Below are 23117 nucleotides of genomic sequence, written 5' to 3' on the forward strand. Positions count from 1 at the left end.
TCAACTATATCAGATAATTATAGATCCTCAACTACTCCATTATAGAGCGCTTTTGTTGAGCGAAATTTAGTCGTGGCAATTGTATAAACCATTTAATTAGATTGCCTTGATAAGATGAGAAAACGGAATATGAGAAGAATCAGATTGCACATGATTAGTCGAGTTTCTCTATATGTTTAGTAAGTAATAGGTATAAATACAATCTCTTTCCTCTTAATTTTAATAATATATGTAAAAGCAAAAAAAGGGGGGAAGATAATGCTGTTAGGATTTAACTATCATTCACATGAAAATTGTAATGAATGCAATATATATAAGTGTAAACCTTATTATATTAGAGGAGATACTGGTCCCACCGGTGTAACTGGTCCCATTGGTTTGACGGGAGATACTGGTCCCACCGGTGTGGCCGGACCCATTGGTTTAACTGGAGTTACTGGGCCCACCGGTATAACTGGACCCATTGGTTTAACTGGAGTTACTGGGCCTACCGGTATAACTGGACCCATTGGTTTAACTGGAGTTACTGGGCCCACCGGTATAACTGGACCCATTGGTTTAACTGGAGTTACTGGGCCCACCGGTGTGACTGGACCTATTGGTTTGACAGGAGTTACCGGACCCACCGGTATAACTGGACCTATTGGTTTGACAGGAGTTACTGGGCCCACCGGTATAACTGGACCTATTGGTTTGACAGGAGCTACTGGCCCCACCGGTGTAACTGGACCCATTGGTTTGACAGGGGTTACCGGACCCACCGGTATAACTGGACCCATTGGTTTGACAGGGGTTACCGGTCCCACCGGTATAACTGGACCCATTGGTTTGACAGGGGTTACCGGACCCACCGGTATAACTGGACCTATTGGTTTGACAGGGGTTACCGGACTCACCGGTGTGACTGGGCCTATTGGTTTAACGGGGGTTACTGGGTTAACTGGAATAACGGGAGTAACAGGTCCAACTGGTGAAGCCTTTGTACCGCAGTACTTTAATGCTGCAGGAATTGGAGGAAACCAAGTAGTTGCTACAAATGAAGATGTGATTTTCGATCTATCTAGTCCAGCGTCAACTTCTGGTTTCACATTCACACCAGTATCATCAAATATAGTAGTAAATGTATCTGGTGTTTATCGTATTGACTATGCCTTATCATTACGTTCTGAAACAGGGGGAGGCACAATTAATTCTGCGTTTGCAGTAACCATTAACGGTGCTGCCCAACCCCTTTCCTTCTTTGGTGAAGAATATGTCACTTTCCCAGATACTGATAGAAGTCAATTTAACGGTTTTACAATCGTTTCTATCCCTGCTGGAGGAATAGTAACCATTAGAAACTTTAGTGCAACTATCAATTTGCTAGCTGGAACAGGGGTAGACAATCAAGCCATAAATCGTTCAGCAATTATTATACAAAGGGTTGGATAGGGTTTCCACAGGAGTAAGTCAACAACGAACATTCCCACTTACTCGCCTTTTATAGAATCATTGATTTGGATTACAAATGAAAGTTTTCTGCTCCGATAAGGAGGGAAATAGTTAAACAGGGGTTCGGAATACATTTTTTTCACCCCCCTTGCCACTAGCTTTAAAGGTTTAAGCATTAAAGCGATTCGTTTATTTTATAATACACAGTAGTTGTGATACACATCTTAATATTAATAATTGAAATTAAAAATATAGTAGTTAATTTTATTTATGAAAACACAAGAAGGTTAGGTGAAGAGGTTCGGCATAGAAGAAGTTTAATTTTCGTGAACTTTATTATGACTGGAGAAAGGTGAAACAATCAATTTGAAGCAAAATAAATAGGTATGAATAAATGCTTATTTGTTATGCTCGAAATTGATATTTTGCTCTCCGGATGGATTCTTCTTTTTAGACCGTAGAGTAAAATCTCTACGGTTTTTTGTGTTTAAAATTAGAGAAGGAATTAATATATGATCGTAATGAAAATTACTTAAATATAACTGACGAAAATCAATATGACTTTGCGACACTTATATATACAGTGATTATGGCGCTCTTGCACCTATTGACCGAAAAAAATTATTACAACATATTTTTAGAAGTTTTAAAGAAAGGCGGAAGTTTCTTTTTAGATGTCTTTACTGAGCATAAATACAATGTTTTTACAGAAAGTAATAATTGGTACTTCAGAAATAATGGAGGTTTTTGGTCTCCAGAAGGATATATAGAATTGAACCAAAATTTAAACTATGATGGTTATACTTCGCTTGAACAAACGACTATCATAACTATAAAACACCCTCGGGTATTACCATTATTTCACTTATGAAACAAACGTACTTAATTCAATTTTTCTATACAGGTGACCAATGCTTTTGGTGGATAAGATTCAAGCATGCGACTATATCCGATAGCTACTTGATCACCACTAACAATCCCCTCTAGAAGAAGTGGTGACTCTATATGTAATAATACAATTTGGTATTTTGCTTGTAATTCATCCATATCTAAATGGATGTCTTTGGCATGGAGATTTCCATCTTCTATTAAGATTTTTTCTTCTATATAAATATGTCCTACCAGTACACTCTTTTTTTCACAAGATGATGTATACAGTTCCATAGCTTTTACAGCGATTTGAGGAATTTTTGTTTGAGATATCTTACTATAGCTTACTTTCACTTTATCGCCGTTCTTTATACCCTCTGGAAGCTGAGATGCTTTATATGATAGATAGTAGATAGTGTCGTACTTTTCTTTTAAACGATTTACATCAAGATGAAGGTCTGCCTGTTGAAAATCTTTATCACCAATTAACATATGCTTATCTAATAGAAGATACCCTATTTGTGATCTTTTTCCATATTCAGAAGAAGCGGAGGACAAATGCATATAAACGAAATAATTCAATCCCATAAGCAATAAAAACATGACAATAAAACCTTTCATTCCGTTTCTCCTTTTTTACTTTTTTTCTATCACTTTTAAAAATTAGACTCATTTAGCTTTCAAAAGTTTCAACTAATAAAGGGCATTTCATAAAATATCCTTTTATCAATACGTATTCTCTTCAGGACAAAATTAAGTATCACCACAGTATTCTCTTGCTATAATGGTTGTTTTTTTACATAAAAACCAAATTCCTTTATAATGATATGAATTTTTACAAAAATAACAGTTTTCTTACTTTCTCTCTTTCTATTTTCTTATAGAGACTTGCCCTTTATAATGGCAAAGAAGCGCTTACAAAATAGTTAGGTTATATTCAAAATATTTCCTAAATAGAAAGAAGGGAGAAAATATAAATGAAGAAAAAGAGAAAAGGTTACTTGCAGCGTTCATTAGATAGTGTTGAAACAATTGGTAACAAATTGCCTCATCCCGTCACTTTATTCGCAATATTGTCATTAATTGTTTTGCTATTATCTGCTGGTCTATCACAACTAGGAATTAGGGTAGAGCACCCGGGCGAAGAAGGCAAAATGGTTGAAATTACTAACCTTTTAAGTGCAGAAGGTATCCAATATATATTTTCTAGTATGACAGATAACTTTATTGGGTTTGCCCCTCTAGGTGTCGTTTTAGTGACGATGTTAGGGATAGGTATTGCTGAGCGCTCAGGACTTATTAGTGCCTTATTACGTGGGTTTGTCTTATCAGTACCTAAGCGATTTATTACACTAGGATTAGTGTTCGCAGGAATCATGTCTAGTGTCGCTTCCGATGCAGGATATGTTGTATTACCGCCACTTGGTGCACTTCTTTTTGCAGCAGTAGGTAGACATCCATTGGCAGGATTAGCTGCAGCCTTTGCCGGGGTATCAGGAGGATTTAGTGCAAACCTTTTACTTTCAGGTACAGATGCATTATTAGGGGAGCTAACCATTGCAGGTGCTGCAATTATAGATCCTGTTTATGCAGAAGGTATGAGCATTGCCATGAATTATTGGTTCATTATTGTTTCTGTGTTTTTATTGACAGTTATAGGAGCGTGGGTAACAGAAAAAATTGTTGAACCACGACTTGGGGAATATAAAGGCGACTACAGGGAAAAAGTTGAAAAGTTAACAGCTATCGAAAAGAAGGGGTTAATCTGGTCAAGTGTTTCAATTGTAGTAGGGGCTATTTTAGCAGCATTACTCGTTTTACCAGAAGGTGCTCCAATGCGTGGTACTGGTGATCAACCAATTATCTCCTCTCCATTCATGAGTTCTTTAGTACCAATTATTGCGATTCTTTTCTTTATTCCAGGTTTAGTCTATGGCATGGTTACTAGAGAGATTAAAAATGATAAAGATGTGGCAAATCAACTCTCTGATACAATGGCGTCAATGGGAATGTTTATTGTACTAGCTTTTACAGCGGGACAATTTGTCGCTTACTTTAATGAATCTAATATTGGATTAGTTCTAGGGGTTTATGGTGCTGAATTCTTACAAAACATTAACCTCACAGGCATTCCATTAATTATCGTCTTTATTCTTATTGCTGCATTTATTAACATATTTATCGGCAGTGCTTCTGCAAAGTGGGCAATGATGGCTCCGGTATTTGTTCCAATTATGATGCAATTAGGTTATTCACCTGAACTTACTCAGATGGCCTATCGAATTGCAGATTCATCAACAAATATCATTTCTCCGTTGATGACGTATTTTGCCATTATTATTGCTTTTGCACAGAAATATGATAAAAAGATGGGAATTGGTACGCTTGTATCAACAATGATTCCTTATTCAATGTTCTTCTTAGTCGGATGGACACTTATGTTGATTGTGTGGATGTTACTTGGTATAGAGCTTGGACCAGGTGCACCGATTATGTATGAATAAATGCTTTTTTAACAAAAAATGCAGCCTCTATCTCATTCATCTGAGGTCAGAGGTTGCATCTTTTTTTCATTCACACCGCTGTAAATCCGTATTTCTCCATCTCCGCATAAATCACTTTCAACCTAGGATTACCTTCTCCAACAATTTGATCTTTGATTTTAACTACGGGATAAAACATATCTTCTTCAATTACACGAGAGGCAAAAGCTTTTTTTTCTTCATCTAATGGTGGGTTGAATATATCGACATATGATACTTTAAATTTTTGGTTTTCAAACTTTCTTGCCAGTGCCGCTTCAAGCCATTCGTATGTCTCTTTAGATGACGGTAAATTCACACAGCTTGCACATAGAACATCTGCTCCATATACAATAATCTCTAATTGGTCAGCCATGAAATGCTTCCCCCTTTTTCAATAAAAAAAATAATTTCACTCTTCATTCTATTTTACAATATAGTATAATAACAGACATAAGTAAATGTTTCCTTATCATAGATTTTTATGGTTATCTTGATTATAATATAGATATGAAAGGAGTCGATTTTAAATGGCAGAACAAGCAGAAATGACAGGTCAAGTCCAAGAAGTACTAGATAAATTAAGACCGTTCCTTCTTCGTGATGGAGGAGATTGTGAATTAGTAGATGTAGAAGACGGGATTGTAAAATTACGTCTTTTAGGCGCATGTGGTAGTTGCCCAAGTTCTACAATTACTCTTAAAGCAGGTATTGAACGTGCTCTTTTAGAAGAAGTTCCTGGTGTTGTGGAAGTAGAACAAGTTTTCTAATGCCTACTTAATTAAAAAAGCGATGTCACATGACATCGCTTTTTATTTTTGAACTATTTTCTTTATAAATACGACTACCGATTAAATCCATTTGCAATGGAACTACTTTCATTCCATGTAAACCTGCACTCAAGAGCGTTGCCAGTTTTTGTCCTTCCCCATCACGAGCTAAGCATAATATAGTCGGTCCTGCGCCACTTAGTGCTACACCAAGTGCACCATTCGCCATTGCAACTTTTTCTACTCCTTCAAGCTCTGGTACAATTTCTTTACGATAAGGTTGATGATAAAGATCTTTCATCATCATTTTACCCGCTTGTTCATAATCCCCACTAATAAGTGAAGCAATAAATACATTGCCAATTGCCCCTGCGTGAACAGCCTGTTTATAAGAAAGTTCCGTTGGCAATACTTGGCGCGATTTCTTCGTTAATAATTCAGATGTTGGGATACAAACGACAAAATCAACTTGAAGGTGGTATAGTGATAAAGCGTTTACACCATCATCTGTTTGACTACCGATTAGCAATCCTCCAAGCAGGGAAGCACCGACATTATCGGGATGTCCTTCTATTTCAGTTGCCCATTCGAGCTTTTGTTGTTTTGTTAATCGTAAATCACATAATGTATCAGCAAGTTCGATTCCAGCAACAATCGCTGCCGCACTTGAACCTAACCCTCTAGCAATGGGGATATCACTGCTCACCGTTAATCGACAAGGTGGGCATTCCTGATTGTATTTCTTTGCTGTTTGCATAGCCACTTGAATAATGTAATTCCGCTCATCTGTTGGAAACGTCATCAATCCTTCCGAAAGAGGAATGACTTCCCATTGATCATGGGTTGTTACCTCAAGTCGCAAATACAAATTGAGAGCCAAACCAATGGAATCAAAGCCTGGCCCTAAATTTGCTGTACTAGCAGGTACTTCAATGACTAGCATTTCACCTGCCATCATACGTGGACAACTCCCTTTATATGCGCTGCCACAGCTTGCTCATCATTTGGCAATTTCACAGGTTGAACGGGACTCGCATCAATCGCCGTATTCGGATCTTTCAATCCATTTCCAGTTAAAACTGCTACTACTTTTGTTTGATGCTTAATTTCTCCATTACGTAATTGCTTATATACTCCTGCAAGAGAGGCACATGATGCCGGTTCAGCGAAAATCCCCTCTGATGAAGCTAATTTTCTATACATACAAAGAATCTCTTCGTCACTGACTTCATCAATTTTACCTTGCGATTCTTTCGCTGCATTCACAGCTAAATCCCAGCTTGCTGGATTACCGATACGGATAGCTGTAGCAACTGTTTCAGGGTTTTCAAAAACACGATTATGAACAATAGCTGCTGCACCCTCTGCTTCAAATCCATGCATTTTTGGTAGGCCTGTTTGTTTAGCTTGATGATATTCTTTAAACCCTTTCCAGTAAGCGCTAATATTGCCCGCGTTTCCAACTGGTAAGGCGAGAATATCTGGCGCCTTCCCACCTAACTGATCACAAATTTCAAATGCTGCTGTTTTTTGCCCCTCAAGACGATAAGGGTTTACAGAGTTTACCAATGTAACAGCTTCTGTTTCACTAATTTTTCTAACCATTGATAAAGCTTGATCAAAATTCCCTTCAATTGAAACCACTTCTGCCCCGTACATGACTGCCTGTGCTAATTTTCCCATAGCGATTTTTCCTTCAGGAATCACGACAATACATCTTAGACCAGATCTCGCTGCATAGGCTGCTGCCGCTGCTGAAGTATTACCTGTAGATGCACAAATAATTGCTTCACTTCCAGCTTCTTTCGCTTTAGCTACAGCCATAACCATACCGCGGTCTTTAAATGAACCTGTTGGGTTTGCTCCTTCTGTTTTCACATATAAATCAATGCCCCAATCTCTTGAAAGGTTATCTAACCGAATTAAAGGAGTGTTGCCTTCATTTAGTGTTAGCATCGGAGTATTTTCAGTTATTGGTAAAAAATCTTTATATGATTGTAATAAGCCTTCCCATCTCATCGTTTGGCTCCTCCTTCTACACGATACGAACTTTTAATCTCTTTTACTGCCTCTAAGTCTCTTAAATGAAGCATAATATTTTCATAGTCTTCTAACGATGCTTGGTGTGTAACCACTACAATTTCAGCTAGTTCTTTCTCTTTGACAGGTACTTGTAGAATCTTCTCGAAACTCACACCTCTTTGCGAGAAGATATTTGTGATATTAGCGAAAACACCGACTTCATCACTTACATGTAAGCGCAGGAAGTATTTGGCGAAAATTTCATTATCGTCTTTTAATTTCTTCTCAAACTGTGGAACTGCCGCACTTCTTCCATTAACTCCTAATCTCATATTCTTCATGACTGCAACCAAGTCTGAAACAACAGCTGTTGCTGTAGGTAAGCTTCCCGCTCCTGGACCATAAAACATTGTTTCACCCACTGCCTCACCATACACATATACGGCGTTATATTCATCCTGTACACCCGCAAGTGGATGGGTTTCTGCTAACATCGTCGGTTGTACACTCACTTCTACTTTTTCGCCTTCTCGGTGAGCGATCCCAATTAGTTTCATTGAATAGCCGAGTTGCTTCGCATATTGTAAATCTTCTTCCGTGATTTCCGTAATCCCGTTAACCTTCACATCATCTAAATCAATATTCATAGAGAAGCCTAATGTTGATAGAATGGCCATTTTTCTAGCTGCATCTAACCCTTCTACATCAGCAGTAGGGTCACTTTCTGCATAACCAAGTGCTTGTGCCTCTTTTAGAACCTCTTCGTAAGCACTGCCCTCTTTACTCATTTTTGTCAAAATAAAGTTTGTCGTGCCGTTAACAATGCCCATCATTTTCGTAATGCGGTCAGATGCTAAACCATCTACTAGCCCTCTTAAAATAGGAATACCACCAGCTACACTTGCTTCATAAAATAAGTCACATTGATTTTCCGAAGCAGATTGTAATAATTCCGGCCCATAAACCGCCATTAAATCCTTATTAGCTGTCACAATATGCTTATGGTGATTGATTGCTTCTTGGAGATATTCCTTCGTTTTCTCCAGTCCACCCATCACTTCGATGACTACATCTATATTATCGTTCTTTAAGATATCATCAGGGTTCGCTGTAAGTAGCTCTGGGTTTATTTCTACCTCTCGCTCTTTATCTAACTCTCTCACCAGAATTTTACTCACCTTTACCGGGCATCCAATTTGATGCATAAGCTTATCCTGGTTTCTTTCAATGATTTTTACTACACCTGAACCTACTGTGCCCAAACCTAATAAACCGATCGAGATTGCTTCCATTTCCGTTCCCCCTTAGATTGTTCTTATAGAAAGTACATTTGTATTTGTATAGTAGACATTATAGACCTGTTTCTTGTCTTTGACAATAGGAGAACGTAGTTTTTTCTATTTTTCTATTAACGCTTTATCTTATAAAAATTTATAGCATCCGACTCTTGAAAATAAAAAAAGACATTTTCATAAAAACTGAAAATGTCTTCATCCTGCTTATTCTTTATTTTTTTTCACAAAAATAACTATACATTCAATAAGTGCCACGATAATGAGGGATATACCAAATAAAGGCATCAGTATACCTAAAAGGACCATTAACACTATAAAACCAATGGATAGTCCTTTAAAATTTTTCGGTGGTGCAGAAAACTTGTCTTTTTTCTTCCGCGAAAGCCATGTTTTAAAACCCCAAAAAATAACAAAAAGAAAAGCAAGACAAACTACTAAGTTTAAAACCTTATTTGGCCAACCAAATAAATGACCTTCATGTAATGGAATCCCCCATGTAAACCATTTTTGCAAAAGATTATAATCCTCATAATTAACAGCGGCGATGTATTCACCGGAATATTGGTCAAAGTAAGTAGTCATTTCTTCTGACGGACTCACATCCAAACCCGTCACACCGGAATTGCTTCCTTTAGAAACGATATAAACACCGTCATCAGCAGAAGGATAAACAATAGAATAAGGTTTACTAATATTTTCACTTTCCACTTCATCTATTAATTGCCCTACTGAAATCATAAACTCATTATGTTCACTCTGAGAGGATCCTCCGTGATGATGGGCATGAGGATCATCAGATGCTGGGGTTTCCTCTTGCCTTGTCGCCCACGGGATCTCATTAATATCAGATGTTGGTGGATTTAATTCCAGTTCAGGTGCATTATTACTGGCAGTTGTATAGATTATATTCCCCATAACCGCAGACCACGGTAAGCCCGTGAAAATAATAACTACCATTGGAATGGTAATGATTACACCTATAAGTGCATGTAATTTTTTATTACGAAAGTTCTTAGAACCATTTGCTTTTCTCGTTAAGATCTTCCCTTTAAAAGTCATATACAACCCACTGATTAGTAGAAAGATGGCCCAACAGGCCGCTAGTTCAACTAAATAATTGACCGGTGTTCCTCCTACAAATAGGGAGCTATGTATGCTACGCATCACATTTGAGTATGTATTGGCTGCATTCTGACTCCCAACAATTTGGTTTTGTTCATCAAGGAAAACATACTTTTGCTCCCCAGCCTCATCTGTTAAAGTTAAACGAGTATTATATGGCTCCTCCATGATACTAATCTTTGTAACAGCAAACCCATGAAAGTCTTTTTCAACTTTCTCAATTCCTTCTTCTATCGTTAATTGTTCATTGCTTTCACTATCTCCAAAGAATAAATCATCATATAATTGATTTTCGACTTCTGGAAAAAACAAATAACCAATTCCTGAAAGAGTTAATGTAATAAGTAAGGGAGCAATAAAAATCCCCGCAAAAAAATGCCATCTCCAAAAACGATTATAAAATCCCTTTTTCATCTTGTATGCTCCTACTCTATAATCATAAAATTAGTTCGAATGACAACAGCCACCAGACATTTGCTTCACAATTTCTTTTATCGCTTCTTCAAACGGTAAGATTTCTCCGCCAAACCCTTGTTGGAATTGTTTGGCATGTTTATAAGAATTGAAACAAATCACTTGAGGGTGGCAGCAATTTAAATCAAGGTCAGCATTAATTAAATACAATGCTGCTTTTGCGCTCATCGTCGTATCTTTTAAGAAGTCTCTACAAATAATTTGTGTCACATCTTCCTTAATATCTTCATAACGTAATAATCCACAATGAGGACAACATGTTTGCTCAATCACATCATTCTCTCTGATGATTTGCACTGATAATCTTGCTTGCAATGGTTTCAAACAATAAGTACATTGGTTCTCTTTCGTTATATTTCTTGGAATGAGTGCAATCCCGTTAGATGTTTTAATGATTTTATCCTGTTTCAATAATGGTTTTATATCTCGATAAACTGTCATTTCTGATACGCCTAGTCTCTTACTAATTGTCGAAACTTTTAATGATCCTTCTTTCTCTAGCCAATCTATCATTTTTTCTCTTCTTTCAATTGGCAACATGAAATCCCTCCTCAAAAATATTTATGTTAGTAAAAGTGAATTCATAACGAATAATAACATAAAATCACATATTTTCATTAGTTACTCTAAACAATTACTAAAAGGTTTGCTATCTATACACACTCTCTTCATATATATTGGTTTTTTTTCACATTTCAAAAAACACCATGATGAAAAAGAAATGTACTTGTGGATTATTTTTTAGGAGCATAAAGATAAATGAAATGTCAAAAACCCGTGTGCTATAACGCCCACGGGTTTTAACCTACTCGTTTAATTTACAAAGATGGTTTATTATTTTACTGGTGTAAGTGGAGTCCTATCTGAAAATACTTGGTCAATGTTCTGTACGCATAATTCCATCATTTTATATCTTGTTTCAGTTGTTGCACTTCCAATATGAGGTAATGCGACTACTTGTTTTAATTGCAATAGAGGATGCTCTCCTGAGATTGGTTCTTCTGAGAACACATCTAATCCAGCTCCGGCAATTTCACCCTCTACTAAGGCAGAGTAGAGATCATCTTCATTGACTACTGGTCCACGTGAGGCATTCACAAAAATAGCTGAAGGTTTCATTTGCTGAAAGACTTCTTTTGTAAAAAGATTTTTTGTTTCAGTTGTTAAAGGCGTTAAACAGACGATAAAATCAGATTGACTGACAAGTTCTTCAAATGAAACATACTGAGCATGAAGTTCTTCTTCCGCTCTCTTTTTCCTCGAACGATTATAATAAAGGATATGCATATCAAATCCTTTTGCACGTTTAGCAACAACCTCACCAATACTCCCCATTCCAACAATTCCAATGGTTTTTCTATGGACGTCATGTCCAGCTAATAGCAGTGGACTCCAGCTTTTCCACTGATTATTTTTCACATATTCTGCCGCTTCAATCATTCTCCTTGCCGTAGCTAATAATAATGAAAAGGTCAGATCAGCCGTTGATTCTGTCAGGACATCAGGTGTATTAGTGATTATTACATTCGCGCGCTCTGCCGCTTGTATATCTATGTTGTCATAACCAACTGCCATATTGGCCACAACCTTTAATTTCGGGGCATGTTGAAATAATTCCTCATCTACTTTTTCTGATAACATTGTCATTAAGCCTTCTGCATCTTTCACCTTTTCGAGCAACACATGACGAGGGATTACTACATCCTCCTTGTCCCACATCTCAACATCGTATTTTGCTTGTAATGGCTCAATGACCTCATTTGGAAGTTTCCTTGTAATAAACAATTTCTTACCCATTCTCTCACCACTTCCCATTTTCTTTTCATTATAGGCAAATTTTTCATTTGGTGGAAGTAATTTCGCTTGGTAAGAAAGCACGATCCAGCTTGAATTAGGCTCGTGCTTATAGAATGATTGCTCTTTAGCTTAAGGTGAAGACTCATCTTAATTGGGAATGAAGGTGTGCTTATTTCAGATTTCTCCACACTTTCCAACTTTGTTGACTGATGAAGTGGAAATAAATATATTTTATTTCGATACCAACCATTCAGGCATAGGAATATACCATTGTTTAGATACTTCCTGATGGTTTACGATTTCAAAAAAACGCGATATGAATTGTTCATATTCTGGCGATTGGTGCAAATACTTTTCTAATTTTTCCTTCAGAATATTTCGTTCTTGTTCTGTTTGTGCACCGTAATAGCTTTCGACGCATTCAAAATAATGAAGTGGGAACATCATTCTCGCATAATATAAACGCCATGAAAAACTTGACAATGGACTGATCGATTCATATTCTTCAACAAACTTTCTTACATCTGGTTGATAGGTTTTTATATTCTTGAAGTACTTCTCTCTCGTCCATTCGGCTAAATCTCTTGTGGCATGGTCAAATACCCAATCAAAAGGGTTTTTCACATAATATTGTTCTCCCCATGTACGATTAGAAAATCTCTCATGGCAGACAGTGCCAGTATCAGTCATCATCGGTTCATCATCAAATTCCGTATCAACAATATATTGAATCGCATTTTCAGCCATTCCCATGTAATAAGGAAATGATTCTAAAAATAGGCGGTCAAATTCACTTTCTCCATCAAATTGAAATACCATATCATTCCATACCTTTTCCATTTGATCGAGTCTTGTTTCCCACAGTGTTTTCCATTGACCGATTCGACTTGTTTGTTCCACTGCAAAATTAACCGTTCTCCCTCGAAAGTGGAATTTTGCCAACTTCCTGCCGAAATGTCCTTCTTTTCTTGGCTGTAAACGTTGATTACTTAAAACTGCATATCTCGCTTCCTCCCACTCAGTATAAGGCTTTCCTTCTGTTGTTTTTTTAAATCCAGCAATATTCTTATCCCCACTCATTCTTAAATGCTCTGCAATTTGATCCAGTTCAGTTAGCGCCTCTTCTTTTAAATGATTCGCAGGGACTAATATATACACTTCATTTTGTGATTTACAAGCATTATAATGATCAAATCGAAACTCTTCTTCCGCCTGAATATTATATTTTTCCTTGAGTAAACGTCTTAACATTCGTCATAACCCCCTTTTAATCAAGCTAAATAGATGCATTTTATTCAAATATATGAAAAAATAGCTAAAACTTGTTGATTTATTTTTAGGGGATATGATGGTTTGAAAGTTCGCAAGCTATCATTACTATCATATATTAGTAAAGAGCAGCATAAAGCGAATAAAATTATAGAAAAAGGTGAACTCATGAGTGAAGAAAAAGCAATTACTTTAACAGAGAAAACAGCAAGAAAATGGCTCAAAGAACGAGGAGTAGAGATTGTTGATATTGCTGAGTTAGTGTATTTTCTTCAAGAGAAATATCATCAAAACTTGAAAATAGAAACATGTATCGACAATGTAGAAAGAGTATTATCCAAACGTGAAGTGCAAAACGCCATTCTCACCGGTATCCAATTAGATATGCTTGCAGAAGAAAAGAAATTAATGGAACCACTGCAATCCATTATTGAAACAGATGAAGGATTATATGGTGTTGACGAAGTTTTAGCGCTATCAATTGTAAATGTGTATGGTTCAATCGGAATGACCAATTTTGGTTATGTAGATAAATTAAAACCCGGTATCTTAGGTCCATTAAATGATAAAAACTCTGAAAGATGCCATACTTTTTTAGATGATATTGTTGGTGCCATTGCTGCTGCGGCTTCTAGTCGCCTTGCCCACCGTGCGCATCATGTGGAATAGATAGAAGAAAAATAGTAGGACATCACTTTATAGTGAGCCTGCTATTTTTATTTTACTCGCCTTTATATTACTGCAGAGTTTTAGATAAATTTGTTGTTATAAAAAGCGTTCATGTTCACTCGCATGACTGTCTATAATCGTCTTCTGCATCAACATCTATTCCAACAATATAAAAAACAGCAAGTACATCTTTCGTACTGCTGTTCTTCATTTCTTATAAGTATTCCCACTGATTTAGTGTATCCACAACAAAGGTTGGTTGCTTGTCGTAGCCTTTTAAAAGTTCCTTCGTTGTTACGCCTGTATGAACCAATAATGTGTCTAAACCAGCATTCATTCCTGCCTTGATATCTGTATCATAGTTATCTCCAACCATCAATGTATGAGCTTTATCTGTGCCTAATACTTTTAACGCTTGCTCCATAATAATCGCTTCTGGCTTGCCAATAAAAGTTGGAATAGTTTGCGTCGATACACTAATGACTGAGGTTAATGAGCCATTTCCAGGTAAAAGTCCTCTTTCAGTTGGAATGGCTATATCACCGTTTGTAGAGATAAAGGTAGCTCCATTTCTTACAGCCAAACAAGCCGTTGCAAGTTTCTCGTAGTTGATGTCACGATCGATTCCTGAAACAACATAATCGGCGTGCTCACCTGCAAAGTGAAAGCCCTTTTCTTCTAATGCCTGTCTAATCCCTTCTTCTCCGATCACAAATATAGACGCTTCGGGACTTCTTTGAAAAATATAATTCGCCGTTGCCATACTAGTTGTAAATACTTTATCTTCAGTCGCCTCAATGCCAAAATTTTGAAGTTTTTCAGCAACTTGTTTCGGTGTTCTAGATGAATTGTTTGTGACAAAAAGGTAGGGAATGCCTCTTTCTTTTAACCCTTGAATAAAGGAAACGGCTTCATGAATTAATTGTTTTCCTTTGTACATCGTCCCATCTAAATCAATTAAATAACCTTTATATTTTGTCATTTACTTTCCCCCTAATTTCTAAAAGCTGATACAGGACCAAGTTCTTTCATTAAATAGTCTCTAACAGCTGTAGGGAATTTTTTTAATTGAGCTAATTCTAATTGGAAGCTCTTGTTTAATTCATCATGTTGAATGCCTGTATAACTTTGCACTAATGGCTTACGGTAAGCAATAACCTTTTTATAGCTGATAGCCATTTCATGGTCAATGACTTTTTCATCTTCCAGAATATCAATAATATCTTCATAACTACCTGGGTCTCTCATAATAAAGCCATCAATCATTGCATTACCTACATCTAAGACCGCCTCAATAACCATATGGCTCAGTCTTTCAAGCGCAAGTTTCTCTATATCCGAATGAAGTGCTGTATGTTTCCCTAATAGTGATAGTTGTTTTTCCAAATAAACGAGGATTTCCTCAATTTTTTCTCGATCAACAAAATACATGTCCCTCACCTTTCTCATCCCATACTTCCTATCTATTGTATCTCATTCATAACAATGAAGAAAGTTCTCCCTTATGTGAGTATAAAATCAATTTCCTGTCTGCTAAGATTTTGTTATGATAAATGTAGCATGGATAGTTAGAAAGGGGTCTATACGTTAAATGACCGAAAGATTCTTTTTATATGATGATTTAGAAGATACAAAAACACGCTTTGTTAGTTTTATGGGTGAAAATCAACGCTTTGATTTAGCGCTTGTTCGTTCAGATCGGTATTATGGAAAACAACTTGTTCTTGATATTCAAGGAAGTCGTTTTGCTATTATTGGTACCGATGACCTTGAAGAAGAGGGTTATTTAGAACATGCTTTTCAATTGGAGAGCGAAGATGCAGAAGAGTTAAGAGCCTTTTTATATGAGGTCATTTAACCGATTGGATAATAATGATTGCTCCTGCAAATAGTATAAAATGAGAGCGTAGCAAGGCTCTCATTTTTTCTCATATTATTAGGAGTGATATCAATGGATCAAAAAAAGAATTACTCGGATTTTGACAATGTTGAATCACAAAAGGAAAACCTCGCAGTGGAAGATTTACCTGAGGGCCCGTATGGTGCACCAAGAGGGAAGCATACACCTGTTGAGAATAAAAGTTCAGAGTGGGAAGAAGGTCAACACCAATCTAGTGCATTTGTTTATGAAAATCGGGAACTTCATGCTGACATTCCTAGAGAAATGCCTGGAGCACACGATCCCCATTCAGAAGCTTCAGATGAGTAATTTTAACAGAAAAAAAGCTGGACGAATAATTCGTTCAGCTTTTTCTATTGCTTCACTCTTTTTACAACGAAATAAGGACAACCAAAATTACAATATTCGTATAAATACTCTGTCAAAGTGCTAATTTTCGTATCATACGTCGCTTTTTGATTCTGATCGTCAAAAAAACCTCTAAGTCTTAGTTGGCCGTATCCCCAGTCACCTACAATATAATCATAACGATTTAATATTTCACTATATCGACCCCGAAAAGCTTCTTCATTAAATCCGTCTCTAATATCTTCAATTACTTCATAACAAGCGTTTTGTATACAAACCAATTGATCTCACCTCTTTTTCATTGGCTCACTAATTAAATTATAAAGAAAGTTAACGTTTATGTACAATAGTCCTATTTTAAATTATAACTGATTCACCATCAATTACTAAGGAAAAAAACGAAAGAATCGGAAAAGATATTGTTAAGGGGGTGTTTCTGATGAAAAAAATGATAATGTTCATCGGGATATCCAGTATGGTTGCTCTCACTGGATGTCAAGCAGCCGATCATTCCGCTAAAGGAGATATTTATCCCGAAAGTGGCAATACGGTTAATGTGAATGATCAGCGAACAGATATTTACAATACTAGTCAGCAAAATAGTGAAGATTTCGGATACGTTCGTCATCAAAAAAGTCCTATTTATGGAGAAAAGGTATCCAATGAACATTATGCTGCCATTAATCGTGAAAAAGTGGCTGATATTATCGGAAAATATTGTACTGAACTTCCTAATGTGGATGATGTATCTACATTAGTGACTGACAATGAAGTGTTAATTGTTTACAATACGGATTCAGATAATCGTGAATCAACTGCTACACAAGTACAAAAAATGGCAGAATCAGTTGTTCCCGGATGGTTTGATATTTATACCACTGACAATACCAATCTCCGCAAAGAAATAGAAAGTTATTCTACGATGGATGCAGATAGTGAGCACACACATTATGGTATTGATCAATTAACGAGTCAAATGAAAAAAGCCGATATTAACAAGTCTGAAAAGATGTCAAATAAGTAACGCTGTGAAATATCAAAAGAGGATTAGCTCCTTTAGCTAATCCCCTTTCTTGTGTTTACGCTTCTTTCGCGTCTACTTCACCCATTTGTTGTCTTTGCTTAGCTGCTGCATTTACTTGTTCATCTGCATGATAGGAAGAACGAACCATTGGACCTGCTTCACAATGGCTAAACCCTTTGGACATTGCAATTTCCCTTAATTCATTAAACTCATCTGGGTGATAATATTTTACAACTTTTATATGTTTTTTAGATGGTTGTAGATATTGACCAATCGTCATAATATCTACGTCATGTGCTCGCAAATCATCCATCGTTTGAATGATTTCTTCTTTTGTTTCCCCTAACCCAACCATTAAACTTGATTTGGTTGGAATTTCAGGTTGCATTTCTTTAGAACGTTGTAAAAATTCAAGTGATCGTTTATATGTAGCACGCGCTCTTACTCTTGGCGTCAGTCTTTCTACTGTTTCAATATTATGGTTTAAGATATCTGGTTTTGCATCCATTACTGTTTTAAGATTATCATATACCCCGCCCATATCAGAAGGTAAAACCTCTACAGTTGTAAATGGACTTTTTCTTCTAATGGCACGAATCGTTTCCGCTAAAATAGCTGATCCACCATCTTTTAAATCATCTCGCGCAACCACTGTAATAACTGCATGTTTTAAATTCATTAAAGCAACTGAATCAGCTACGCGTTCCGGTTCTTCCCAATCTAGCTCAGTTGGCAGCCCTGTTTTGACCGCACAAAAACGACAGGCTCTTGTACAAACAGAACCTAAGATCATAAATGTTGCTGTCCTTCTTACCGCCCAACATTCATGAATATTTGGGCATTTTGCCTCTTCGCATACAGTATGAAGATTCTTTTCTCTCATCATTTTCTTTAATCCGGTGTAGTTTTTATTAGTGTTTAACTTTATTTTTAACCAATCCGGCTTACGTAAATGTTCATCTTTCTTAGTCGTCATTCTTCTTCACTCCATCCCAGAATTTCAAAAAGACGCTTTTTTTATCATCATTTTTATCTAGAGAGTCTTACAGAAGCAACTTTAACACATGGAAGTAGATAGAACAACCTCGTTCATCAAAAACCTTCCAATATTTTATATTTATCGTTTTTCTATTTTATCACAAACTATAACAGTAATTAGAAGAGAAGGGAGGTTTATTGGTGCGAGTTTTCACATTACTTATCACCTTAACAACGGTCTTATCCTTAATGCAACCAGAAACGGCAGTAGCCTCCGAAATAGATGATATTTACGCAAAAAGAATGGCGCTTTATGAAAGAATTGAAACAGTCACGACCATTCCTTGGTATTATCTTGCTGCCATCGATCAATATGAAAGAAATGTAAGACAATCAAGAAGAGACTTACCTAAAGCTGAAGGGATTACTGGCATTTACTTTAAACCGGAGGAATGGGTTGGTTTCACAAACCCAAACATAAATGACGAAGACCCAAAGACGATAGAGTTTTTTAATGGTATTGGCTTTGATGGTGATGGTGACGGAAAAGCAAGTTTAGATAGTGATGACGATGTATTGTACGCATTTGCTAACTTTCTACTTCGTTATGGTACGGATTATGAGAACATTAAAATTGGTATTTGGAACTATTATAAACGTGATAAATCGGTCAGAATTATTATGGGAAAAGCAAAGCTTTATCAAAACTATGGGAGACTTAATTTAGATGAACATGTTTTTCCTGTCCCAATTGGTACTCATTATAGCTATCGAAGTACATGGGGAAGTGCAAGAGGTTGGGGTGGTAGAAGAATCCATGAAGGAACAGATATTTTTGCTGATTACGGCTTACCAGTTAGAGCTACCAGTTATGGTATTGTCGAAATGAAAGGCTGGAATAAATATGGTGGTTGGCGAATTGGTATTCGCGATATCAACAATAACTATCACTATTACGCTCACCTAAGTGGATTTTCTGATGATTTAAAAGTTGGTCAAATTGTTGAACCTGGAAAAGTCATTGGTGGTGTCGGTAGTTCTGGCTATGGACCAAAAGGGACTTCGGGAAAATTCCCTCCCCACCTCCATTATGGTATGTATAAGGATAATGGCTATACTGAATGGTCGTACGACCCATATCCTCATTTAAACCTTTGGGAAAGACAAGAAAGAGCAAAGTAAACGAGGAAGAGATGGCGCCTTCTTGTTAGAAGCGGCATCTAACTCCTCGTTTTTTGAATTTCGCTTGAGCAATGATCCATTACCCAATATTTTGTTAGCGGTTCTTTTTATCCGCCCAAATAAGCCATACGGATTTCATCACTTTCTTGTAAATCTTTTGCTGATCCGGTGAGCACCACTTTTCCAGTTTCAAGGACATACCCTCTTTTCGCAATAGAGAGGGCCATATGCGCATTTTGTTCAACAAGTAAAATCGTTGTTCCATTTGTTTCATTAATTTCTTCTATAATACTGAAGATGGTCTTAACCATAATAGGGGCAAGGCCCATGGATGGTTCATCTAACAAAAGCAACTTAGGTCTAGCCATAATGGCTCTGCCCATCGCTAACATTTGTTGTTCTCCGCCTGATAAAGTTCCGGAAAGCTGTCCTTTCCTTTCGAATAATCGCGGGAAAAGTTCATATACTTTCTGAATATCTTTTTGTACTTCTTTATCTTTTCTTACAAAAGCGCCTAGTTCTATATTTTCTTCTACAGTCATATTCGAGAACACGCGTCTTCCCTCTGGTACATGCGATATCCCAGCCTTTACAATCGTTTGTGCTTGTTTACCAACAATCGATTGATTCTCATATTGAATCACGCCTTGCTTCGGCTTTAATAATCCTGATAACGTTTTTAATAGCGTGCTTTTCCCTGCTCCGTTTGCACCAATTAAAGTGACAATCTCTCCTTCTAATACCTCTAACGAGACGCCCTTTAATGCATGAATATTCCCATAGTAAACATCTATTCCATCAACCTTGAGCATCCGAAGAAACCTCCTCTCCGAGATAAGCCTCGATTACTTTTGGGTTGCTTCTAATTTCTTCTGGCAACCCTTCGGCAATTAATTGCCCATGGTCAAGCACATAAATTCTTTCACATATCCCCATAACTAAATTCATATCGTGCTCAATTAAGAGTATTGTTAAATCAAACTTCTCTCTAATAAAGCGAATGAGCTCCATAAGGTCATGTGTTTCTTGTGGGTTCATACCGGCAGCCGGCTCATCCAACAGCAAAAGCTTTGGTCCAGCTGCTAATGCTCTTGCGATTTCTAATCGCCTTTGTTGTCCATATGGCAAGTTTTTAGCCAATTCATCCTTAACATGTTCAAGCTGAAAAATACGTAATAGTTCTATTGATTTGTCTTCCATTTCTTTTTCTCCGTTAAAATGGGAAGGCAACCGGAGAATCGAGCTTAACATCGAATGTTTCGCACGCGAATGATTCGCTACTTTTACATTATCTAACACAGAAAGGTCATTGAATAAACGAATATTTTGAAACGTCCGACTGATCCCTTTCCTTGTCACTTGATAGGGAGGGAGTCCGTTTAAACGTACACCTTCTAAGAAAATATCTCCTTCAGTCGGCACGTAGACACCAGTTAATAGGTTGAAGCTGGTCGTTTTCCCTGCTCCGTTTGGACCAATTAAACCGATCAGTTCCCCTTGGTGAATTTCCAAATCGAATCCTGAAACAGCTTTTAAACCGCCAAAAGAAATACCAGCTTGATTGACTTTTAATAATGGTTGATTCTCCATTTTAGCTTCCTCCTTTCACGCTTTTACGTTTAAAGAGGTCCGTAATTTCCTTTGTCCCCAATAAACCTTGCGGACGGTAAAGCATAACTAGAATGAGCACGGCACTATAGATAATCATTCGTGTTTCAGGATAACTTTGTAAAAATGTGGAGACAATCGTTAACAAAATAGCCGAGATAACCGCCCCAGATAGACTGCCTAATCCCCCTAATACGACGAAAATGAGGATATCAAATGATTTCAAAAAACCAAATTGAACGGGTTGAATAATATAAAAATTATGAGCATATAACCCCCCTGCGATTCCTGCGAAAAAAGACCCAATGGCAAATGCCGCTACTTTATAGTAGGTCGTATTAATACCCATCGCATCGGCAGCAATTTCATTTTCTCTAATCGATATACATGCGCGACCATGCCTTGAATTTGTAAAATTCACAATCACTAATACGGTAATAAATAAGCAGATGAAGGCCGAAGTCCAAGTTGTCATCTTTGTGACCTGCATACCTGCTGCTCCACCTACTGCATCAATATTTAAGAAAATGATGCGGATAATCTCTGCAAATCCTAATGTTGCAATCGCTAAATAATCACCACGTAACCTTAAAGAAGGTATCCCAACAATTAAGCCAGTTAAAGCGGCAACAATCCCACCAATAATAAGTGCAATAGGAAATGGAAGTGAAAGTTTCATCGTTACAATTGCTGAAATGTAAGCCCCAACAGCTAAAAAACCAGCATGTCCGATTGAAAATTGTCCTGTAATACCAATAACTAAATGTAAACTGACGGCCAAAATAATATTAATACAAATATAAACAAGTGTATTCACATGATAATTATTAATCATTCCAGTATTTGCAGCCATCTGAACTGCAAAATAAACAATAATGGAGAGAATAACAAACAACCAGAAACCTTTGATCTTCTTCGTATTCATCCTTTTTACACCTTCTCTCTTGCATTTTTACCAAAGATACCTGATGGCTTGAATAAAAGGATTAAAATGAGAATGACAAATGCTGCCGCGTCTCTCCATAAAGAGTAACCAAGGCCACTAACAACCGTTTCAACTACGCCTAACACAAGGCCACCAACCATCGCTCCAGGAATAATACCGATGCCACCTAGTACAGCTGCAACAAAAGCCTTTAATCCTGGAATCACGCCCATTAACGGTTCTATTTTTGTATAATACACACCAAAGAAAACACCTGCTGCCCCGGCCAAGGAAGAGCCAATAGCAAATGTGGCGGAAATGGTTGTGTTTACATTAATCCCCATCAACCTTGCAGCATCCATATCATGTGACACAGCCCGCATTGCTTTACCGATTTTGGTTTTATGAACAATAAATTGTAGAACAATCATTAGCACAATCGAAGTGCCTAAAATCATAAGTGATTGACTACTGATTTGTGCACCCAAAATATTAAAGGTTTGATTGCTAATGACTTCAGGATAAGCTTCTGGTTGTGCACCTCTAAAGTAAATAAATAAGTACTGTATAAATAAAGAAATCCCTATCGCTGTAATGAGGGCAGCAATTCGCGTAGAACCTCTCAACCTTCGATATGCTACTCGCTCAATTAACATACCCATCCCTGCACAGACAGCCATTGCAATAATTAAGGCAGGAAAGAATCCTAACCCCCAACCAGCAATCGCGTAAAAACCAACAAACGCCCCAATCATAAATACTTCACCATGGGCAAAGTTGATCAATTTGATAATTCCATAAACCATTGTATAGCCTAAAGCAATCAGTGCATAAATACTTCCTAACGATATCCCATTTACTAACTGTTGAATCCAATCCATGAATCCCCACTCCTCTTCAAATAACCCGAA

The 23117-nt window shown here is 37.1% G+C and carries 25 protein-coding genes; 8 read left to right on the plus strand and 17 right to left on the minus strand.

All coding sequences use genetic code 11. The annotated features are described in order from the left end of the window. Positions 1-258 precede the first annotated feature (258 nt). Positions 259-1431 carry a hypothetical protein gene (locus U9M49_RS19735; RefSeq protein WP_322910424.1) on the plus strand — a complete coding sequence of 391 codons (1173 nt, stop codon included), beginning with the start codon at positions 259-261 and terminating at the stop codon, positions 1429-1431. An 882-nt stretch (positions 1432-2313) separates the two neighbouring features. Here the strand turns inward: U9M49_RS19735 and U9M49_RS19740 are convergent. Next, positions 2314-2922: a DUF3221 domain-containing protein gene (locus U9M49_RS19740; protein ID WP_095372027.1), complete on the minus strand. Its 609-nt coding sequence runs from the start codon at positions 2920-2922 to the stop codon at positions 2314-2316. Between the two features lie 356 nt (positions 2923-3278). On the opposite strand from U9M49_RS19740, the gene U9M49_RS19745 reads away from it, so the two are divergent. After that, entirely contained in the window at positions 3279-4805 is a 1527-nt protein-coding gene (locus U9M49_RS19745; protein ID WP_307318358.1) for an AbgT family transporter, read from the plus strand. Positions 4806-4875: 70 nt separating this feature from the next. On the opposite strand, the gene U9M49_RS19750 is transcribed toward U9M49_RS19745, so the two are convergent. Beyond that, positions 4876-5199, minus strand: a complete 324-nt coding sequence (locus tag U9M49_RS19750) for a YuzD family protein (RefSeq protein WP_095372025.1) — start codon at positions 5197-5199, stop codon at positions 4876-4878. A gap of 154 nt (positions 5200-5353) precedes the next feature. Here U9M49_RS19750 and U9M49_RS19755 point away from each other — a divergent pair, with 154 nt between their 5' ends. Next, positions 5354-5593, plus strand: a complete 240-nt coding sequence (locus tag U9M49_RS19755) for a NifU family protein (protein ID WP_095372024.1) — start codon at positions 5354-5356, stop codon at positions 5591-5593. 25 nt (positions 5594-5618) lie between these two features. On the opposite strand, the gene thrB is transcribed toward U9M49_RS19755, so the two are convergent. From thrB to yutH, 7 genes are all read right to left on the minus strand, one after another. Further along, the gene (gene thrB / locus U9M49_RS19760; protein WP_322910425.1) at positions 5619-6551 is read right to left on the minus strand and encodes a homoserine kinase; all 933 of its coding nucleotides are present in this window, start codon (positions 6549-6551) and stop codon (positions 5619-5621) included. Then, a complete protein-coding gene (gene thrC, locus U9M49_RS19765) occupies positions 6548-7612 on the minus strand; it encodes a threonine synthase (RefSeq protein WP_322910426.1) in 1065 nt (354 codons plus the stop codon). Before thrC ends, thrB begins: the two co-directional genes overlap by 4 nt. Then, a complete protein-coding gene (locus tag U9M49_RS19770; protein WP_095372021.1) occupies positions 7609-8907 on the minus strand; it encodes a homoserine dehydrogenase in 1299 nt (432 codons plus the stop codon). Before U9M49_RS19770 ends, thrC begins: the two co-directional genes overlap by 4 nt. A 207-nt stretch (positions 8908-9114) precedes the next feature. After that, positions 9115-10446 (minus strand): PepSY-associated TM helix domain-containing protein, encoded by a 1332-nt coding sequence (locus U9M49_RS19775; RefSeq protein ID WP_307318366.1) that lies wholly within the window; start codon positions 10444-10446, stop codon positions 9115-9117. A gap of 30 nt (positions 10447-10476) precedes the next feature. After that, a complete protein-coding gene (locus tag U9M49_RS19780; RefSeq protein ID WP_095372019.1) occupies positions 10477-11046 on the minus strand; it encodes a DeoR family transcriptional regulator in 570 nt (189 codons plus the stop codon). Positions 11047-11340: 294 nt separating this feature from the next. Beyond that, positions 11341-12303 (minus strand): D-glycerate dehydrogenase, encoded by a 963-nt coding sequence (locus tag U9M49_RS19785; protein ID WP_322910427.1) that lies wholly within the window; start codon positions 12301-12303, stop codon positions 11341-11343. A 231-nt stretch (positions 12304-12534) separates the two neighbouring features. After that, positions 12535-13554 carry a spore coat putative kinase YutH gene (gene yutH / locus U9M49_RS19790; protein ID WP_307318367.1) on the minus strand — a complete coding sequence of 340 codons (1020 nt, stop codon included), beginning with the start codon at positions 13552-13554 and terminating at the stop codon, positions 12535-12537. 186 nt (positions 13555-13740) lie between these two features. Between yutH and U9M49_RS19795 the strand changes: the two genes are divergently transcribed. Next, positions 13741-14241, plus strand: a complete 501-nt coding sequence (locus tag U9M49_RS19795) for a phosphatidylglycerophosphatase A (RefSeq protein WP_095373610.1) — start codon at positions 13741-13743, stop codon at positions 14239-14241. A gap of 214 nt (positions 14242-14455) precedes the next feature. Here U9M49_RS19795 and U9M49_RS19800 read toward each other — a convergent pair whose 3' ends face one another. Together U9M49_RS19800 and U9M49_RS19805 are read right to left on the minus strand one after the other, a co-directional pair. Continuing rightward, a complete protein-coding gene (locus tag U9M49_RS19800; RefSeq protein WP_095372017.1) occupies positions 14456-15223 on the minus strand; it encodes a TIGR01457 family HAD-type hydrolase in 768 nt (255 codons plus the stop codon). A gap of 11 nt (positions 15224-15234) precedes the next feature. Continuing rightward, a complete protein-coding gene (locus U9M49_RS19805) occupies positions 15235-15672 on the minus strand; it encodes a DUF86 domain-containing protein (protein WP_095373609.1) in 438 nt (145 codons plus the stop codon). A gap of 160 nt (positions 15673-15832) precedes the next feature. Between U9M49_RS19805 and U9M49_RS19810 the strand changes: the two genes are divergently transcribed. Next, positions 15833-16099, plus strand: a complete 267-nt coding sequence (locus U9M49_RS19810) for a DUF3055 domain-containing protein (RefSeq protein WP_095372016.1) — start codon at positions 15833-15835, stop codon at positions 16097-16099. 93 nt (positions 16100-16192) lie between these two features. Beyond that, complete coding sequence (locus U9M49_RS19815) at positions 16193-16450, plus strand: hypothetical protein (protein WP_251163570.1); 258 nt, start codon at positions 16193-16195, stop codon at positions 16448-16450. Between the two features lie 44 nt (positions 16451-16494). On the opposite strand, the gene U9M49_RS19820 is transcribed toward U9M49_RS19815, so the two are convergent. Beyond that, positions 16495-16770, minus strand: coding sequence for a YutD family protein (locus U9M49_RS19820; RefSeq protein WP_095372014.1), 276 nt, complete (start codon positions 16768-16770; stop codon positions 16495-16497). Positions 16771-16928: 158 nt separating this feature from the next. Between U9M49_RS19820 and U9M49_RS19825 the strand changes: the two genes are divergently transcribed. Further along, the gene (locus U9M49_RS19825) at positions 16929-17513 is read left to right on the plus strand and encodes a YhcN/YlaJ family sporulation lipoprotein (RefSeq protein ID WP_095372013.1); all 585 of its coding nucleotides are present in this window, start codon (positions 16929-16931) and stop codon (positions 17511-17513) included. A 55-nt stretch (positions 17514-17568) separates the two neighbouring features. On the opposite strand, the gene lipA is transcribed toward U9M49_RS19825, so the two are convergent. After that, positions 17569-18489, minus strand: a complete 921-nt coding sequence (lipA, locus tag U9M49_RS19830; protein ID WP_095372012.1) for a lipoyl synthase — start codon at positions 18487-18489, stop codon at positions 17569-17571. 251 nt (positions 18490-18740) lie between these two features. Between lipA and U9M49_RS19835 the strand changes: the two genes are divergently transcribed. After that, positions 18741-19673 (plus strand): M23 family metallopeptidase, encoded by a 933-nt coding sequence (locus tag U9M49_RS19835; RefSeq protein ID WP_095373608.1) that lies wholly within the window; start codon positions 18741-18743, stop codon positions 19671-19673. 107 nt (positions 19674-19780) lie between these two features. Here U9M49_RS19835 and U9M49_RS19840 read toward each other — a convergent pair whose 3' ends face one another. From U9M49_RS19840 to U9M49_RS19855, 4 genes are read right to left on the minus strand one after another with little or no spacing between them, the layout of a single operon-like run. Next, on the minus strand, positions 19781-20485 hold the full coding sequence (locus tag U9M49_RS19840) for an ABC transporter ATP-binding protein (RefSeq protein WP_322910428.1): 705 nt from the start codon (positions 20483-20485) through the stop codon (positions 19781-19783). After that, positions 20472-21263 (minus strand): ABC transporter ATP-binding protein, encoded by a 792-nt coding sequence (locus U9M49_RS19845; RefSeq protein WP_095372010.1) that lies wholly within the window; start codon positions 21261-21263, stop codon positions 20472-20474. Before U9M49_RS19845 ends, U9M49_RS19840 begins: the two co-directional genes overlap by 14 nt. Before the next feature lies 1 nt (position 21264). Beyond that, the gene (locus U9M49_RS19850) at positions 21265-22206 is read right to left on the minus strand and encodes a branched-chain amino acid ABC transporter permease (protein ID WP_095372009.1); all 942 of its coding nucleotides are present in this window, start codon (positions 22204-22206) and stop codon (positions 21265-21267) included. 5 nt (positions 22207-22211) lie between these two features. Next, positions 22212-23087: a branched-chain amino acid ABC transporter permease gene (locus U9M49_RS19855; RefSeq protein WP_095372008.1), complete on the minus strand. Its 876-nt coding sequence runs from the start codon at positions 23085-23087 to the stop codon at positions 22212-22214. Positions 23088-23117: the final 30 nt, after the last annotated feature.

Origin of the sequence: Cytobacillus sp. OWB-43, from assembly GCF_034651445.1 — a bacterium.
GTDB lineage: Bacteria > Bacillota > Bacilli > Bacillales > Cytobacillaceae > Cytobacillus > Cytobacillus kochii.